The following is a 16,989-nucleotide window of genomic DNA, read 5'->3' as shown; positions in this document are numbered from 1 at the left end:
GTACGTTCAGGCTGTTTGGCGGTTTTGCCAGCGCCAGAGCCACTGATCGAGATGCGGGGTGATGAGATTGCCTGCCAAAATGGCGAAGGCGATCCCGTCCGGGTATAAGCCATTGCAGCGGGCCAGACTGACAATGGCGCCAATCAAGCCACCATAAATCCAACGCCCTAGCTGGCTGAGCGGGCTGGTGACTGGGTCGGTAGCGATAAAGAATGCCGCAAAGACTAGCCCCCCCAAGCCAAATCGCTGGCAGGCCTGCCACAAGCTATGACCCATCAATAATTCGAAAGTGACATAGCTCAGCAAAATAGCCACAGGAATCTCTAGGCGGATGATTTTCAGCCGAGCCAAAATCAATCCTCCAAACGCGAAACTCAGCCAGCTCCAGCTGTAGGCCCCAGCCGAATTGCCACGTGTTAAGGGTGTAGCTGAGCTCATCCCATCAGGTAAGCTCGGTAGTGAGGTGCTGAAAAAGTGCAGAAGTACTTCCTGCCACGGCAGCGTGCGGATATACGAGGCATTCATCTCACCGCTTTGATGAAGTGGTTGGTAAAAACACAGTGCCATTACGGCGAGGGCGACCATGGCTGGATTAAGCCGGTTTTTCCCAAGGCCACCGGCGCCATACTTCACCAGTCCAACGGCAATGAAGGCTGCGCCCAAGCAATACGGGGCTGGGGTAAAAGGGGGGAGGGATTTGGCGAGCAACATCCCTGTTACCAGCCAGCTGAAATTGCTTAATGGCGCCGTGTGCAGTTTCAGCCATTGATTGCATAACCATTCCACAAATGCACAGCAACTACAGCACCAGAGTAGTTGGACTGGGACAATCAAACCCCATTCCATGGTGAAATGTAGCATCCCAGGTAGCAGGCAGGCAGATACCAGTAACATCAGCCGAGGTAAGGTGAGGGCACTATTCATCGGCGTTTTTGCTGGCGGAAGGTGTCGCGAAGTGGGATATGGCTTGGGCACACGCTGCTACAAGCGCCACATTCGATACAGGCGCCGAGGCGATGTTGCTGAATTCGCTGCTGGTCCTGCTGCTGAATGGCACGATAAAGCTCGACCGGTTGTAGCTGCGCCGGACAGGCATCGACACAACGCGCACAGCGGATACAGGGTAGCTCTGCTTGCGGAGTAATGGCTTGGCTATGGATAACGATGCAACTATTGGTTTTGCCAATCACACTACTGAGATCATCCTGCCAGCTGCCCATCATGGGCCCGCCTTGCCACACCCGATATTGCGGATTGCGTGGTTTGACTTTGTGCAGCAACTGACTCAAGGTGGTGCCCAGTGGTACTTCTAGATTGCATGGCCGTTGAATGTCGCCAGTTAAGGTGACGACACGATGAGTCAGCGGCTGACCATAGAGTAGGGCCTGTCCAATCGCATACAGTGTGGCCACATTTAAAACCAAAATCCCGTGTTGATTAGGATGTTGTCCGGCTTGCATTTGGATATTGGTGAGCGACTTGATCAGTGATTGCTGGCTGCCGGCGGGATAAATCGTGGGTACCGTCACAACGTCGATCGCCGTGCTGGCTGCCTGGCAGGCAAGCTGCATCGCTTGAATGGCTTTAGGTTTATTGCTTTCAATGCCAATGCGGATATAGCGTGGCTGAATAATTTGCGCCAATTGGGTAAGGCCGCGCACTATTTCCATCGCGCGTTCACGCATGAGTCGATCATCAGCAGTGATATAGGGTTCGCATTCAACCCCATTAATCAATAAGAAGCGGACATCATCCAGCAGCGAGACTTTTTTTCCGGCGGAAAACCCTGCGCCTCCCATGCCAACAATTCCCATTTCATGTAAAAACTGCGGCAATTGTTCGCGACTAGGTCTCGGAGGTACTGATTCAGGTAGTCCGATATCAAGGCCGTCAGCTTGCAATTCAACTAGCAGCTGCGGTATGCCATTGGCGTTATGGCCGTTGATAATCCGTACAATATGACCTGAAGTGGGGGCATGACACCAAGGAACTTGGTCAGAATGGCTGAGTGCTTGCTGTTTGAGTACGCGCTGCCCAATGTGGACCTGCACGGTACTGGGGTCTTGGGTGCCAAGGGGAATCCGCAAAAGCGCCTGCCCTGGGCGCAAGCGGGTGATGGCCTTGTTACGGGTTAGTTGTTTATTGCCGGGGAGTTTTATGCCCCCACGCCAGTTCTTTTCAGCATGCCAATGTGGATTGGCTTGGGTAAGGAACTCAAGTTGCTGCGGGCTGGAAAAAGGCTTAAACGCCCGAAAAACTTTGGCAAACATGACGCAACAGGTAAAACACTGTACGGGAAAACCCGAATATTAGGGTGTATTCCCTGTCTTGTCCTGTTAATACCTGTCAGGTGTTGTACAAATCACCGCAGTTGGCGGTTTACTCCCCACCGCCTTTCTTCATAACTTTTCCTTCTGCCGCCCGCTGACGACGTACTTCTTTTGGGTCTGCAATCAATGGCCGGTAGATCTCGACCCGATCTTTTTCCCGCAAAATAGTATCGAGTTTGACTGCTTTGGCGAAAATGCCGATCTTCTGCTGCGTTAAATCGATCTCGGGAAACTCGGCCAAGATGCCGGATTGTTCGATCGCCTGTTGGGCGGTGGTGCCAGTGGGCACTTTGAGGCTCAACAGTTTTTGTTTGCTGGCGGTGGCGTAGACCACCTCGACGGTAATTTGGCTCATTGTTTATCCGTATTTGCGGTCGGCTTCTTTCACAAAAGCATCGACAAAAGTGCTGGTGATCTTGCCAAACACCGGGCCGATCACGGCGTCGAGGGTGCGGCTGGAAAATTCGTAATCGAGCTCGAACTCGATTTTGCAGGCGTCTTCCATCAGCGGTTGAAAGCGCCAGATGCCGGTGAGGGCTTTGAAAGGGCCGTCGACAAAATGCATGACGATTTCGTTTTCGGTTTTGGTATCCCGCGTGCGAAAGAACGTGCTGACTTTCAAAAATTCGATCCGCACGGTGACATCGAGTACCGTTTCGCTGCGTTCATGCACTTCTACGCCGCCACACCAGGGTAAAAACCGCGGGTAATCTTCCACCCGGTCAACCAATTCATACATCTGGGCGGCGGAGTGGGGGACAAGGACGGTTTTACGAATGGACTGCATGGTCATCAATGGGCTGGCGGGGTAAAATACACGGCTCGCAGCAGCAGGTGCTAACCGATGTCGCGCGGAGCTGGAAATCAGGCCGCGTTTTGTCGCCATAGAGTGAAAATGAACGAATATCCTACCGAGCTAGAACACGACACGCAAGCCGATTACCGTCAGCCGGCCCCGGTGGATGAAACCGCCAACTTCCGGATGCCCCCGCATTCGGTCGAGGCCGAACAATCGGTGCTTGGTGGTTTGATGCTGGAAAACACCGCCTTTGACCGGATCGCCGATATCCTGACTGAACAGGATTTTTATCGCGAAGACCATCGGCGGATCTTTCAGGCGATTATCAAGCTCATTGAGCACAACCGCCCGGCTGATGTGATTACGGTTAAAGAATCGCTCGATACCACCAACGATCTGACCTACGTGGGCGGGCTGTCGTACTTGGGCTCTCTGGTGCAAAACACGCCTAGCGCGGCCAATATCCGGCGCTACGCCGAAATCGTGCGCGAGAAATCGGTGCTGCGCCAGCTGGCCAGTGTGGCCACCGATATTGCTGACGCCACTTATTTCCCGAATGGGCGCGATGCCAAAGAGCTGCTCGATGAAGCAGAATCCAAGGTGTTCCAGATTGCCGAGCAATCGGCCAAAGGGCAGCAGGGTTTTCATACCATGCCGCCGATTCTGAAAGAAATCGTCGAGCGCATCGATTATCTGTATCAGCAAGAAAACCCGTCTGAAGTCACCGGCACGCCAACTGGCTTTATCGATCTGGATAAAATGACGTCCGGCCTGCAGGGCGGCGATCTGATTATTGTGGCCGGCCGGCCTTCGATGGGTAAAACGGCGTTTTCGGTCAATATTGCCGAGAATGTGGCCATTCATAGCAAGCTGCCGGTGGCGATTTTCTCGCTCGAGATGGGCGCGGCCCAGTTGGCGATGCGGATGGTGGGTTCGGTGGGCAAAATCGATATGCATAAGCTCAAAACCGGCCGCTTTGAGGATGAAGATTGGCTCAAGCTCACCCACGCCGTGGGCAAGCTCTCGGAAGCGCCACTGTTTATTGAGGAAACCGGTGCGCTGACCGCACTGGATGTGCGCACCCGTGCGCGCCGCTTGGCGCGCCAATGTGGCGGTCAATTGGGCTTGATTGTGATCGACTACTTGCAGCTGATGGCCGGCCGCGCGGGCGCGAAAGACCAAAACCGTGCCACCGAGCTGGGCGAGATTTCGCGTTCGCTCAAAGGTCTGGCCCGCGAGCTGAAATGCCCGATTATTGCGCTCTCGCAGCTGTCGCGTTCGGTCGAGCAGCGTACCGACAAACGCCCGATGATGTCCGATTTGCGTGAATCCGGGGCGATCGAGCAGGATGCGGACTTGATCATGTTTATGTACCGCGATGAATACTACAACCCCGACAGCCCGCACAAAGGCTTGGCGGAGTGCATTTTAGGTAAGCACCGGAATGGCCCGGTAGGGCGGATTCCGCTGGTCTTTCAGGGCATGTACTCGCGTTTTGATAATGCGCTGATGCGTCCGGATGGCTGGAATAGTGATCTGGAGTAAGCTGCAGCCAAATCCGCAGCCGCTGTAGTCAATGTTCAAGTAACGCAGCCCATTGCCGTGCCTTCGGCAGGATTGGCTGTCGCGCAGTAGAGGAAAAACCGCATGAATACGCCAACGATTACCCATTTCCAGCAAACCGTGCCGGTAAGTATTGATTACCCGCGCCCAGAGCGGCTGGTGAGCGGTAATCCGCAACGCCAAACCTGGACACACTACGAATCGAGCGATCGGCAACTGAGCTGCGGCATTTGGGCGTGCGAAGTAGGTGCCTGGCAAATTCGCTTTGCCGCCGACAAAGAAGAGTTTTTTTGCGTGATCAGCGGCAAGGTCTGCCTGCACGGTGCCGATGGCAGTGCCGTGATCGTGGCGGCGGGCGAAGCGGCGGTGATTCCGGCCGGCTTTGAAGGCCGTTTTGAAGTATTGGAACCGGTGCGCAAGTATTTTGTGGTGCTCGATCGCGCCGCCCGAGGTTAATGATGAAGAAATTTCAGCAGCTGTTTGACACGCTGAATCGCAAACTAGAGGGCGATCTCTCCGGGGTGGAGCTACCGAAAGCGCCGCCGGCTGCCGAGTCTGGCGTAGGTAAAAAAGCCGCTGCGCCGGGTGAGCCCGAGCCGGCCACTAAAGATCGGCTCGACCCGCTGTTTGTTTTGCCGATTGCACCAATTACCGATGCGGCCAGCAAAGGCCTTTCGTCGGCCAAAGAATTACTCAGCCCCGTGGCGAGCAAATTGGGCGCCAAAGTCGCCGCAGCGTGGCAAACCGGTGCCGAACAGCTGAAACAAGTGGCCCAGCGCCGCGAAAAAGACCCCGCCGCCGAGCTGGCAGAGCTCGATAGCGACGCCATTTTATTCGGCCCACGGGCGGCCAAACCAGCCGCCAGCTCTGCTTCGCCCACGGTGCCAGCCGTTGCAGACGAAGCGGAAATCCTGCAGGAGAATTTTGCGCCGGAGCAGGGGTATATTCGCAGCGCGCATTACGAAAAAGGGCTGCATCGGCACACTGAACCAGGCATGCCAACTGCCGGTGCTCCTGAGACACCAGCTGTAGCTGCGGTGGCGCCAGCGACGGCGCGCAATCCGGAATACTTAACCCCGCCGGCGCGCAGCGCTGCAGCAACACCCGCGGCGTTTGCTCCTGTCGCGCCCGTGGGCGTGCAGCCGCAGGCTGAGGTGGCAGCTACGCCCCGCCAGCCGGCAGCATCTACAGCCAACGGCGATGTTCAACCAGCAGCTCCGCGCACGCAAGCCGCTACATCAGTGCGCCCACCCGCCGAGGTCAACGCCGAGCCCGTAGCGAGCGCAACTACGGCGAACGAAACGGCCCCTCGCGCAACTGAAGTTAGTGCAGAGGCTGCACCGACTGAAGCTCCGCCCGCGCAAATCACCGATCCTTTGCAATACGCGCCGCCCGTACGCGATTGGCCGCGTAAGCAGCGGCGTGAATTGCCGGTGATCGATATGCAGCACATCCAGCGCAATCTGGAGCGCAGCGCGCGCAAATTAACGCTGGAAGGCGCCAAGCTGCCGCCCGCGGAGCCGGTTGAGCCCTTGCCGGTTATCAAGCCCGAAGAAATTCGCGAGCGCCTGCAGGATATTCACGCCAATAAGCGTCCGTCGGCCAAGCTGGCGCCGAGCGAAGTGCGCCATGCACGCGTGGATGCTCCCGCACCGGTCGTACGGCCCGCTGCTGTCGCTGCGACAGCGCATAGCCCTGCGCCGGTGGCACCTGCTGCGCCAAATCATCCTGCAGCGGGCAAAACTCCGGCTGTGGCAGTCACTCCAGCCGCACATGCCGCGGAGTTACCGAGCACGCCCATCGCCCGGGCGCCGGCGCCGGAAGTGATCCGCGTGTTTCAAGTGCCCGGTGCCGCAGTGGCCGCGCAGGCTGCCGTGAGCGCCGTAGTGGCTACGCCCAATCTGCATCAGGCTGAAGCCGTCAGTGAGGCGAGCACACCAGCCACAGAGACGGCTCCTCAGCTTGATCCGTTTGCGCATCTAAGCGATGAGCAATACTACCCGCCGACCGCGCCGGAGCTGGCAGAGCCGCTCGCACCTGTGGCAACGTCGTGGATTCAGCCGCAGAGTCAACCTTTGCACACTGCCCCAAATCAGGGGGTGAACCATTGGTTGTCTACTGCAGAGGTATTGCCTGCGGCACTTGATAATTCGCCGTTTGAGAGTGATACCCCTATTGGGTATGTGGAGCCGGCCCTGACCCCAGCGGCCGAAACGCCGGTCGTACGCCCCAACCAGTTTTTACGGCCCGATGAACTCGCACCAACGCCGAAAGCCAGCACCAATCAGTGGCGCACCGAAGATGGCTTGTGCCTGCCGCTGGAATTATTGCGCCCACCGGCCGCGCAGGCGATCCCGGTGACGCAGGAAGAGCTGCTGGAACGCAGTATTCTGATTGAAGAAAAGCTCAATGAATTCAAAGTCAAAGTCAGTGTGCTGGATGCCTATGCCGGCCCGGTTATTACCCGCTTTGAGGTTGAGCCGGCCACCGGGGTGCGCGGCGCGCAGGTGGTGAATCTGGCCAAAGATTTGGCGCGTTCGCTGGGCCTGGCTTCGGTGCGGGTGGTGGAGACCATTCCGGGCAAAACCTGCATGGGGCTGGAGCTGCCCAACCCAAGCCGGCAGATGATTCGGCTATCCGAAATTTTGTCTTCGCCCGAATATCAGCAGCAAAGCTCGCCTCTCACCATCGCGCTGGGCAAAGACATTAGCGGTATTCCGGTAGCAACCGATTTGGCCAAAACCCCGCATATGCTGGTGGCCGGTACCACCGGCTCGGGTAAATCGGTGGGCGTGAATGCGATGATTCTGTCCATTCTGTTTAAAGCTACGCCCGATGAAGTGCGCATGATCATGATCGACCCGAAAATGCTGGAGTTATCGGTGTACGAGGGCATTCCGCACTTGCTGGCGCCGGTGGTAACCGATATGAAGCTGGCGGCCAATGCGCTTAATTGGTGTGTGGGCGAAATGGAAAAACGCTACCGGCTGATGAGTGCGCTGGGCGTGCGCAATCTGGCCGGCTACAACCAGAAACTGGCCGAAGCCGCCGCGCGCGGCGAAAAACTAAGCAATCCGTTTACGCTCACGCCCGAGCAACCCGAGCCGCTAGAAAAGCTGCCGCTGATTGTGGTGGTGGTGGATGAATTTGCTGATCTTATGATGGTGGCTGGTAAGAAAATCGAAGAGCTGATTGCGCGGCTGGCGCAAAAAGCCCGCGCCGCCGGTATACACCTGATTTTGGCCACTCAGCGCCCGTCGGTGGATGTGATTACCGGGCTGATCAAGGCCAATATTCCGACCCGGCTGGCTTTTCAGGTGTCGAGCAAAGTGGATAGCCGGACCATCTTGGATCAGATGGGCGCCGAAGCTTTGCTGGGGCAGGGCGATATGTTGTTCCTGCCGCCCGGCACCGGTTATCCACAGCGCGTCCACGGTGCGTTTGTCGATGATGCCGAAGTGCATTGCGTGGTTGAATACCTGAAACAGCTGGGCGAACCGGATTACATCGAAGGGGTGCTGTATCCCGCCAACGAGGCCGAAGCTGGCAATGGTGGTGGCAGCGTGGCAGAAGGCGAAGAGAGCGATCCGCTGTATGACGAAGCGGTAGCGCATGTGATTCGCAGCCGGCGGGCGTCGATTTCGGCGGTACAGCGGCAATTTCGCATCGGTTACAACCGCGCAGCGCGGTTGATTGAGCAGATGGAAGCTGCTGGGATCGTAAGCAATATGGAAAGCAATGGTAATCGCAGCGTGCTGGTGCCATCGCACGAATAGTTTAATACCACTTTCACTTCCCAACCCGCTACGGCGGGTTGTTTTTTGCCTGAAAATCGCCATGCGAACGGCATTTTTGCTGCTGCCAAGCCACAGCTGGCGCTGCTTCCACGATAGTCCTGTAATCTAAGTCACAAAGCAGGCTATGATTTCAGAATAAAAGCACAAAGTCTGGATGAGAGATGAAATCGTTTGCCGATGGTCGCTTCGTGGCCGAGAAAAAACTCGGGCAAGGTGCGCAGGGTTTGGTGTATTTGGCGACCGATACCCAGTTAAACCGGCCAGTGGCCCTCAAGGTATTGCACACCCAGCCGGTTGAGGCTTTGCGCGAAGCACGCATGATCAGCCAACTGAATCACCCCAATCTGGTGACGCTGCATGATGCCTTTGCCCATGAGCAGCATCCCTGTCTGGTGTTTGAATATGTGGCCGGAGAAACCTTGGCCGCCCGCTTGCAGCGGCAGGGGCCGCTGGAGTCGGTAGCGGCGGTAAAACTCATGGCTGCGGTGCTGGAAGGCCTGTATGCCGCGCATCAGCGCGGCATTGTGCATCGGGATATGAAGCCGCAAAACATCATGCTGGATGAGCATGATCGGCCGCGGATTATGGATTTTGGGGTGGCCAGTAGCGCCGGCGAGCGCGACCCACAGCTCAATGGCACCGTGGGTTATATCGCCCCAGAAGCAATCAGTAATCTACCGGTCAATGCTCAGGCCGATGTATTTGCTTGCGGGGCGATGCTGTACCAGATGCTGACCGGCCAGCCGGTGGTGAAAGCCGAGTCGATGTTTGCCATGTTGCATAAAACCGTCTCGGCTACGGTCGCGCCGCCCTCTAGCCTGAATAGCCAGATTAATGATCAGCTCGATCATCTGGTGCTCACGGCGCTGTTTAAAGACCCACAGGCGCGCTTTGCCGATGCTGGCGAAATGCGGGTGGCTTTGCTCGATTGGCTCGAGCAAAGCGGCGAAGCGGGCGCCGCCGCCAATGATGGTCGGCACAGCACGATTGAATTTTTGCTCCGGCGTATGCGCCATTCGGCCGATTTTCCAGCGCTATCGCAGACCATTCAGGCGATTAATCGGGTGGATGACTCTGAAGCGGAACGCATACAGAGCCTATCGGGCGTGATTTTGCATGATATTTCGCTGACCAATAAGCTGTTAAAAATGGTGAATTCGGCCAGCTTTGGCCAATTTGGCGGCACCATTAGCACCATTTCGCGGGCGATCGTGATTTTGGGCTTTGATCGTATTCGCAGTCTGGCGGTGACTTTGCTGCTGTTTGAGCATATGCAGAATAAAGGCCATGCCGCCCGCCTGCGTGATGTGGTGCTAGAAATTTTCTTTGGCGGCGTGCTCTGTCGGCGGCTGGCCGATAAATCGGGTTGGCGTGATACCGAAGAAGCGCTGATTTGCGGCATGTTTCAACATTTGGGCCGTTTGCTTACGCATTTTTATTTCAACGAAGAAAGCGTTGAAATCATGAAACGGGTGGCCCAAACCGGCGAGGCCGAAACGCTGGCCGCGCAGGCGATTTTGGGCGTGAGCTATGCCGAATTGGGCGAGGCGATTGCGAAAGAGTGGAATTTCCCCGATCGCATTGTTACCAGCATGCGTCCTTTACCAGAGACCAAAGTGCGCGAGCCGGCCAATCAGGGTGAGCGTTTGCGGGTCTTTGCCAATCTGGCCGGTGATTTGTTGCCCACTCTGGCGCAAAGCCCGCAGGCTGCCGCGGGCCATTTAGCTGGCCTCAGTAAACGCTATGCCGCCGCGGTGAGCTGGAAAGAGCGCGATTTGCATGATCTGATGCAAGAGGCGGCTGAGCAATACCTCAATTATCTATCCGTGCTGGGGATAGACCCAGGCCCCACCAAGTTTGCTAATCAACTGCGAGCCATGGTGGGGCGCCAGCCGGTGGCGGCCCCCGCGGCACCATCCGAACTGGCAGATATTCAGGTCTCGACCACGGCCAACGGCACGTTGGCCAATCCGGCGGCGGTGCTCTCGGCCGGGATACAAGACATAACCAGTACCCTCGTTGGCGATTACAACCTCAACGATGTACTGCGGATGATTCTAGAAACCATGTATCGCAGCATTGGTTTTGATCATGTGCTGTTTTGCACCCGTGACATCAAGCGCGGCCTGATGGTGGCCCGCTTTGGCTTTGGCGATGACATTGAAGCGCTGCAGCGGCAATTTAGCTATCCGCTGGCGCCGGTGCACGATGTGTTTCAATTGGTGATGCAAAAGGGCGCCGATGTATTGATTGAAGACATCGATGCTGAAAGTATCAGCCAGCGCATTCCGGCCTGGTATCGCAGTGCTTCGGCGGCTAAATCGCTAATTGTGTTTCCGGTGATTATTGATAAAAAGCCATTGGGGCTGTTTTATGCCGACCGCTTGGCCGCGCATTCACTGCAGTTGCCACATGAGCAGTTGAATTTACTTAAAACCTTGCGCAATCAGGCAATTTTAGCGATTCGGCAAAAGCAGTTTGCCGCGGGATGATGTTTGTGTGAACTTTTGTGCGACGCACAAAATAATGCTTGACCTCGTGGAGGCAAGCGGCAACAATGCAATTGTTGCGATGCACAAACTTACCTGGAGATTGCCATGTTTGCCACTCAGAAACAATTTGCTGAACTGAATCAAGCCAATCTGGAAAAATCACTGCGCCTGACGAATATCGCGCTGGGTGGTGCTGAGCGCCTGTTCCAGCTGCAACTGTCACTGGCTCGTGATCTGTTGGCCGAAAATGCTGAAACAGCTAAATCACTGTCACAAGTTAAATCAGTACAAGAGCTGGTTGATCTGCAAAAAACTCTGACTCAGCCTAGCGTTGAAAAAACCATCGCTGTGGCCCGCACGGTGTACGAAGCTGCGAGCAGCACGCAAGCCGAGCTGAACAAACTGATCGAAGAGCAAGTACTGGAATTCAACAAAAACCTGGTGTCGTCACTGGAACAAGCTGCGCAACAAGCGCCAGCTGGTAGCGCCGCTGTGGCACTGCTGAAAAACGCGGTTGAAAGCGCCAACACTGCATTTGATACCGTACAAAAAACCAGCCAGCGCATCGCGGCTAACCTGACTGAAGCGACTGTAGCTGCGGTTGAAACTGGCGCCAAATCAGTGGCTGCCGCCAGCAAAGCGGGCAATAAAGCCGCTTAAGCTGCTGAGCAAATCTGAATAGAGCCACACCCTAGGGTGTGGCTTTTTATTCAGCCTGATGGGTTAGCAGACCGATATCGCCGCCCTGCGCGGCGGTATTGCGGCTGACGGTGATTTCGGCCACCAGCTGATAGAGCGGCCAATGCCCATCTTCAAAGGGCAAAATGAGCGGCACAATCGCGCCGCTGCGCTTAGCCAGTTGCTGCCGCAACAGGTGCGCATCGGGGCCGCTGTACATCACTGCGGCCAGTTTTTCGGCCAGCGGTTCGGCACAAAAGATGACCCGCTCACCTAATTTGCGCGCCCAATCTTGAATACGGTCTGTCGCAGGTAATACCGGCGTATTGCCGGTGAGTAAGGCGATACCCGCTTGCTGCAGCCGCAGCCATTCGCTGTGCCCCAAGCAGGCGACCAAACCGCGCCCTTGATAGTGCAGGGTATTGTCTTCGCCGGTCGGGCCGGGCAAGGGCAGCGGCTGGCCGAGTGGGCTGCGCCGGGCTGCGTCCTCCCATAAGATTTCCAGATCAACACTCTGATCCAGATCCGGCCACAGCCCACTGAGGCTGCGCAGGAAACTAAATGTGTCGGCGAGTTCTGCATAATGCGGCTGGCAGGGGTCGCCATCGCGAGTCCAGCGCCAGATCGCCCACGGGCCGCCCGCTTTCGGGCCTGTGCCTGAGCCTGCGAGCCCCCCAAAGGGTTGCCCCCCCACTAGTGCGCCGATCTGATTGCGATTGATATACACATTACCGACCGGGCACAGCACTCGACAGCGCTGAATGGTTTCTTCCAGCCGGGTATGTATGCCCATGGTTAGGCCATCGCCCAGCGCCGCGACATCACGCAAGAGTTTGTCCAAGCCTTTGCGCGGATAGCGCAACACTTGCAGCACCGGGCCAAATACTTCGCCGCCAGCTTGCTTGAGGTCACTAATTTCAACGAGCGTGGGGCTGAGAAAATGCCCACTGCTTGGCAGCGTGCAGCGAGTACGCCACACTGCTAAACCTTGGCTTTGCCAGGCCTGGATACGTGCTTCAATCCGTTGTTTGGCCGCTGCGGAAATCAGCGGGCCCATTTCGGTGGCTAATTCGCTGGGGTCGCCGACACAGAGCTCAGCCAGCATTTCGCGCAAGCGCGGCAAGATTTGGCTGGCTAGTGGTTCCTCAATACACAAAATTCGGGCGGCCGAGCAGCGCTGGCCAGCGCTATCAAAGGCCGACTGAACCAGATCGCGTAATAATTGCTCGGGGTGGGCGGTATTGTCGGCCAACAGGATATTCACCCCGCCGGTTTCGGCTACCAGTACGCGGTCTGGTCCAAATGCGGCAATGGCCTGCTCAATTTTCCTGGCGCTAGTCAGCGAACCGGTAAAGGCCACACCCTGGCAGCGATGATCGAGCGTAAGCGCTGCGCCCACGTCTGTACCACCCAGCAGCAATTGCAGTACATCGGTGCCGATGCCGGCGCGGTGGAAGCATTGCACGGCCAGGCTGGCAATCAGCGGCGTTTCTGGGGCCGGCTTGGCCAGCACCGGATTGCCGGCAATCAGCGCCGCGGCAATCTGGCCCGTAAAAATGGCCAGCGGGAAATTCCACGGGCTAATTGCCACCACAACGCCTAATGGCTGCGGTGCTTGCTGTAGCCAATGCTGGCGGGCTTGTTGCGCGTAGTAGCGACAAAAATCAATGGCTTCGCGCAGCTCTTGCTCGGCATTGCGCCAAGTTTTGCCCGCTTCGCGTACCAATAAATTCAGCAAGGGCGCGGCTTGCTGCTCCAGCAAATTTGCAGTCTGCTCTAGCGCTTGCGCGCGTTGCAACACGGGCGTTAGGCGCCAGCGCGGCGCGGCAGCTTCGGCCGCAGCAAAGGCGACATTAATCTCGGCCAGTTGACTGGGGCAATAGGCGCCAAGGCGGTCGCTACTTTGGGCAGGATTAAAGCAATCTACCTTATGGGTATTGCTCTCAGTGTATTGATGGATAAGCCCTGTAGCCAGATACTGGGTGCTAGTATGCTCACTAATGCTGGCAATGCGGGTTTGCCATTGCGCCAGCATGGCTGGGTCGATTTGCGCGGGGGTCTCGCGGGGCAAATACAGTTTATTGGGCGGTTTTAAGCGTTTGCTGGCAGTGGGCGGCGTCACCGGAGGGTGAAACAGTTGATGCATAAACGATGTATTGGCCCCGTTTTCTAGGAAACGGCGTACCAAGTAGGGCAACAACTGGCGGCTATCGCCCACCGGAGCATACAGACGGCAAGGGCGTTCAATGCCCATTTCACTGGCTGCTTGGTAGAGGCCTTCGCCCATGCCCAGCAAGGCCTGATATTCAAATTGCTGCTGCTCGCCCATTAAATGCAGTTGGGCGATGGTAAAAGCATTGTGGGTGGCAAACTGGGGAAAAATACGGTGCGGCGCCTGCAGTAGCACCTGCGCGCAGGCCAGATAATGCTGATCGGTGCGGCTTTTTTCGGTCCAGACCGGATAGTGGCTTAAGGCGGCTTGCTGCGCCAGTTTGATTTCGCTATCCCAATATGCGCCTTTGACGAGGCGGACACTAATCGGTTTATGCAGCTCGCGGCTTAGCTTATTCAGCCATTTCACCACCTCGAGCGCGTTTTTTTGATAAGCCTGCACCGCAATCCCCAACCCAGCCCATTCGCGCAGTTTGGGCTCGTGCATCAGTCGGGCAAAAAGCTGCAGGGTTAAGAGCTGGCGTGCACTTTCTTCGGCATCGATGGTGAGCCCAATATCCAGCTGCATGGCACGCTCGGCTAAGGCATATAGCTGCGGGTAGAGTTGCTCTTGGACTGCGTCGGCCTGCTCAAGCTGAAATTTCGGATGCAAGGCCGAGAGTTTCACCGAAACACTGGGGCCAAAATACCCAGCACCCTGGCTGTATTGGCCCACCGCCTCAATGGCTTGGGCATAGGCTTCTCCATAGCGCCTAGCTTCGCTCTGGCTCATTGCGCTTTCGCCCAGCATATCGAATGAATAGCGAAATTCGCTGGCTTGTTGTTGTAAGGCCTCTTGAATGTGATCCGCAATCACAAATTGGTTCGCCAGCCGCAACAGCGCATGGCGGATCGATTCGCGAATCAGCGGGTCGGTTAAGCTGGACGACCAACTTTCTGCCAAATCTAGACCCAAAGTGGCCAAATTGATTTGCCAGGAAGGGCTTTGCCCACGTAAGGCATGCCAATCGGCGGCGTGCAGCTGCTCGGCAATTAAGGTCGAAACGGCCGCATCATCCGGGATACGCAGTACCCCTTCGGCTAAATTTAATAAGGCGCGCCCAGCCGGGGTGTGCAGCGGAAACTGCGCCAGCAAGGCATCCAGCCCACCAGTGGCTTGGCGTAGCTGGCGCACTTTCTGGCTCAGCAAATGCCCCATGGCATCGGCGCGTAATTGCTGTTCGCTGCCCAGTATACCGGTGCAAGGTTGCTGGCTCGCCAAGCGCGCTTCGTCGGCCGCGCGCAACTGCGTCAGCGCGAGTAAATCGCGCGGTAAATCAAAGAGGGCAGTGGGCAAGCGCAGCATATGGGTCCCTTGGCCCGTGGGCGCAGAGCTTATACCGTAAAGCGCCGAATGGTTTTATCCAGACCTTCGGCAATCTGGGTCAGGCGGCCGGCCAGTTGATTGGTGTTTTCGGCGGCGCTATGGTTTTCCTCGCTCACCTGCGCGATTTTCTCCACATTGCGGGCGATTTCCTGGCTAGCAATACTTTGCTCTTTGATGGCGCCGCTAATGCTGCCAATGTGCTCGACGCTGCGGCGGGTGACGTTTTCGATGGCGCTTAAGGCATCAGCCACACTTTCGGTGCTGCGCACGCCGCTTTCTACCAACTGCCCAGCGGAGCGCATGCCCTCGGCGGCGAGCGACGTATCGCGTTGTACCGAGTCGATTTTGCTGGTGATCTCAACAGTGGCTTGCGTGGTGCGCTCGGCCAATTTGCGCACCTCATCGGCCACCACGGCAAAACCACGCCCCAAATCGCCGGCCCGCGCTGCTTCGATCGCGGCATTAAGCGCCAGCAGATTGGTTTGATCGGCAATATCTTTAATCACCATGGCAATGCTGCCAATTTCATCCGAGCGTTGATTCAGCTGCACAATGGTTTCAGACGAGCGATTGATCGAATCGGCAATCTGGTTGATCTCTACCGCGGCTTTTTTGGCAATTGCCGTACCTTCGCTGGCGGTTACCGAGGCCTCGCGCGCTTCGCTTTCCATGGTGAGGGTATTGTCGGCAATCATATTGACGCTGACCGACATTTGCTCCACCGCGGCTGCGGTCGAAGCAGATGCTTCCGCCTGTTGGCGCGAAGCTTGGGCAATTTGTTCCGAAGCATTGGTGAGCTCGCGCGCCGCGCTCAATAGCTCGCCCGAATTGCGGTTAGCCAAGCCAATTACTTCGCACATGCCAGTAAACAGACGATTTAGTGCGGTTGAGGTTTGGCCGATTTCATCATGCTGATTGGCGGTGAGGCGACGGCCAATATGGCCGGTGCGGTCCATTTCATCAATATCACGCTGCATCTGATTCAATGGCTGGCGCACGCTGCGCGAAATCACCACGGCGGCAATCACTGCGGCCGCAATCGCCAAGAGCAGCAGTATAATTGTGATTTGATTGGTGGCGGCTCGCTGGGCTTCGACTTTGCCGGCAATCGCCTTCACTGCCGTCATCGCTTCTTTGGCGTGCTCGGCGGAATCTTCACCGAGTTTGCGCACGACTGCTTTGTGTTTATCAAAGGCCTGATTGGCTTCGCCGGTGCTGGCGTATTTGCCGGCGGCGACTTCACCAGCGACTTCATTAAAGGCCTTGGCGTAATCATCGAGCCCGGTTTGCAGCTCGGCGATGGCTTTTTTGCGCTCATCGTTGGCGACCGGCGCGGCTTTATCAAGCGCGGCTTTGGCGTCGCCTAGGGTTTTATCCCATTTGGTTTTGTATTCTTTTACTTTTTCCGGATTGCTCAAATTAATAAATAGGTCTTTTTCAAAGCGGCGTAAATGCAGCACATTTTCGCCCAGCTCATTCATCGCAATGCCATATTCCAGATCGGTGCTTAAGAGTTCTTGCACCACATTGGCCGATTGGCGCAAGCCCATCAGGCCGACCAAGCCCACGGCGATAATTAATACGATCATAACCACAAAGCCGAGCATGATTTTGGCGGCAATGGTGAGTTTGGACGACATGAGCGACTCCGAATTAGTCATTTAATCATCAGTCTAGGTTGGCATAAGCAATCTGCAAGCCATGACGATGATTTCATAAAAATGTCATATTTTAACGGTCAGGTGAGCTTGCGGTGAATCAGGTAAAATCGGCTTTTTGCTGTTTACCGAGC

At 56.4% G+C, this 16,989-nt stretch carries 11 protein-coding genes; 5 read left to right on the top strand and 6 right to left on the bottom strand.

Annotated features, from left to right (window positions below; translation table 11 throughout):
* Positions 1-6 precede the first annotated feature (6 nt).
* The 4 genes from G482_RS0115300 to G482_RS0115285 all read right to left on the bottom strand — a co-directional run bounded on the left by G482_RS0115300 (position 7) and on the right by G482_RS0115285 (position 3,117).
* Positions 7-924, bottom strand: a complete 918-nt coding sequence (locus G482_RS0115300; RefSeq protein ID WP_028450765.1) for an RnfABCDGE type electron transport complex subunit D — start codon at positions 922-924, stop codon at positions 7-9.
* Positions 921-2,270: an electron transport complex subunit RsxC gene (gene rsxC, locus G482_RS19040; protein ID WP_084414753.1), complete on the bottom strand. Its 1,350-nt coding sequence runs from the start codon at positions 2,268-2,270 to the stop codon at positions 921-923. The genes G482_RS0115300 and rsxC overlap by 4 nt, the downstream gene beginning before the upstream one ends.
* A 109-nt stretch (positions 2,271-2,379) precedes the next feature.
* Complete coding sequence (locus G482_RS0115290) at positions 2,380-2,685, bottom strand: RnfH family protein (RefSeq protein WP_028450764.1); 306 nt, start codon at positions 2,683-2,685, stop codon at positions 2,380-2,382.
* A 3-nt stretch (positions 2,686-2,688) separates the two neighbouring features.
* Complete coding sequence (locus G482_RS0115285) at positions 2,689-3,117, bottom strand: type II toxin-antitoxin system RatA family toxin (protein WP_028450763.1); 429 nt, start codon at positions 3,115-3,117, stop codon at positions 2,689-2,691.
* Between the two features lie 108 nt (positions 3,118-3,225).
* Here G482_RS0115285 and dnaB point away from each other — a divergent pair, with 108 nt between their 5' ends.
* From dnaB to G482_RS0115255, 5 genes are all read left to right on the top strand, one after another.
* Positions 3,226-4,674: a replicative DNA helicase gene (gene dnaB / locus G482_RS0115280; protein WP_028450762.1), complete on the top strand. Its 1,449-nt coding sequence runs from the start codon at positions 3,226-3,228 to the stop codon at positions 4,672-4,674.
* Positions 4,675-4,776: 102 nt separating this feature from the next.
* The gene (locus tag G482_RS0115275) at positions 4,777-5,148 is read left to right on the top strand and encodes a cupin domain-containing protein (RefSeq protein WP_028450761.1); all 372 of its coding nucleotides are present in this window, start codon (positions 4,777-4,779) and stop codon (positions 5,146-5,148) included.
* Positions 5,149-5,150: 2 nt separating this feature from the next.
* Positions 5,151-8,468, top strand: a complete 3,318-nt coding sequence (locus tag G482_RS19845) for a DNA translocase FtsK (RefSeq protein ID WP_245575298.1) — start codon at positions 5,151-5,153, stop codon at positions 8,466-8,468.
* Positions 8,469-8,650: 182 nt separating this feature from the next.
* Positions 8,651-10,981, top strand: coding sequence for a serine/threonine protein kinase (locus G482_RS0115260; protein WP_028450760.1), 2,331 nt, complete (start codon positions 8,651-8,653; stop codon positions 10,979-10,981).
* A 105-nt stretch (positions 10,982-11,086) separates the two neighbouring features.
* A complete protein-coding gene (locus tag G482_RS0115255) occupies positions 11,087-11,641 on the top strand; it encodes a phasin family protein (protein ID WP_028450759.1) in 555 nt (184 codons plus the stop codon).
* A gap of 46 nt (positions 11,642-11,687) precedes the next feature.
* Here the strand turns inward: G482_RS0115255 and putA are convergent, their stop codons facing one another.
* Both putA and G482_RS19840 read right to left on the bottom strand, forming a co-directional pair.
* On the bottom strand, positions 11,688-15,176 hold the full coding sequence (gene putA / locus G482_RS19030; protein WP_051259091.1) for a bifunctional proline dehydrogenase/L-glutamate gamma-semialdehyde dehydrogenase PutA: 3,489 nt from the start codon (positions 15,174-15,176) through the stop codon (positions 11,688-11,690).
* Positions 15,177-15,205: 29 nt separating this feature from the next.
* The gene (locus G482_RS19840; protein ID WP_051259090.1) at positions 15,206-16,837 is read right to left on the bottom strand and encodes a methyl-accepting chemotaxis protein; all 1,632 of its coding nucleotides are present in this window, start codon (positions 16,835-16,837) and stop codon (positions 15,206-15,208) included.
* Positions 16,838-16,989: the final 152 nt, after the last annotated feature.

The sequence above is a fragment of the Chitinibacter tainanensis DSM 15459 genome (genome assembly GCF_000429785.1).
In the GTDB taxonomy this organism is placed as follows: Bacteria; Pseudomonadota; Gammaproteobacteria; order Burkholderiales; family Chitinibacteraceae; genus Chitinibacter; species Chitinibacter tainanensis.
This window is presented reverse-complemented; position numbering and strand designations above follow the sequence as displayed.

What these genes read in the sequence shown, in the direction of transcription:
- G482_RS0115260 (WP_028450760.1), top strand. Translation starts at nt 8,651, where the DNA reads ATGAAATCGTTTGCCGATGGTCGCTTCGTGGCCGAGAAAAAACTCGGG.
- G482_RS0115285 (WP_028450763.1), bottom strand. Translation starts at nt 3,117, where the DNA reads ATGCAGTCCATTCGTAAAACCGTCCTTGTCCCCCACTCCGCCGCCCAG.
- G482_RS0115255 (WP_028450759.1), top strand. Translation starts at nt 11,087, where the DNA reads ATGTTTGCCACTCAGAAACAATTTGCTGAACTGAATCAAGCCAATCTG.
- G482_RS0115290 (WP_028450764.1), bottom strand. Translation starts at nt 2,685, where the DNA reads ATGAGCCAAATTACCGTCGAGGTGGTCTACGCCACCGCCAGCAAACAA.
- G482_RS0115275 (WP_028450761.1), top strand. Translation starts at nt 4,777, where the DNA reads ATGAATACGCCAACGATTACCCATTTCCAGCAAACCGTGCCGGTAAGT.
- G482_RS0115300 (WP_028450765.1), bottom strand. Translation starts at nt 924, where the DNA reads ATGAATAGTGCCCTCACCTTACCTCGGCTGATGTTACTGGTATCTGCC.
- putA (WP_051259091.1), bottom strand. Translation starts at nt 15,176, where the DNA reads ATGCTGCGCTTGCCCACTGCCCTCTTTGATTTACCGCGCGATTTACTC.
- G482_RS19840 (WP_051259090.1), bottom strand. Translation starts at nt 16,837, where the DNA reads ATGTCGTCCAAACTCACCATTGCCGCCAAAATCATGCTCGGCTTTGTG.
- dnaB (WP_028450762.1), top strand. Translation starts at nt 3,226, where the DNA reads ATGAACGAATATCCTACCGAGCTAGAACACGACACGCAAGCCGATTAC.
- G482_RS19845 (WP_245575298.1), top strand. Translation starts at nt 5,151, where the DNA reads ATGAAGAAATTTCAGCAGCTGTTTGACACGCTGAATCGCAAACTAGAG.
- rsxC (WP_084414753.1), bottom strand. Translation starts at nt 2,270, where the DNA reads ATGTTTGCCAAAGTTTTTCGGGCGTTTAAGCCTTTTTCCAGCCCGCAG.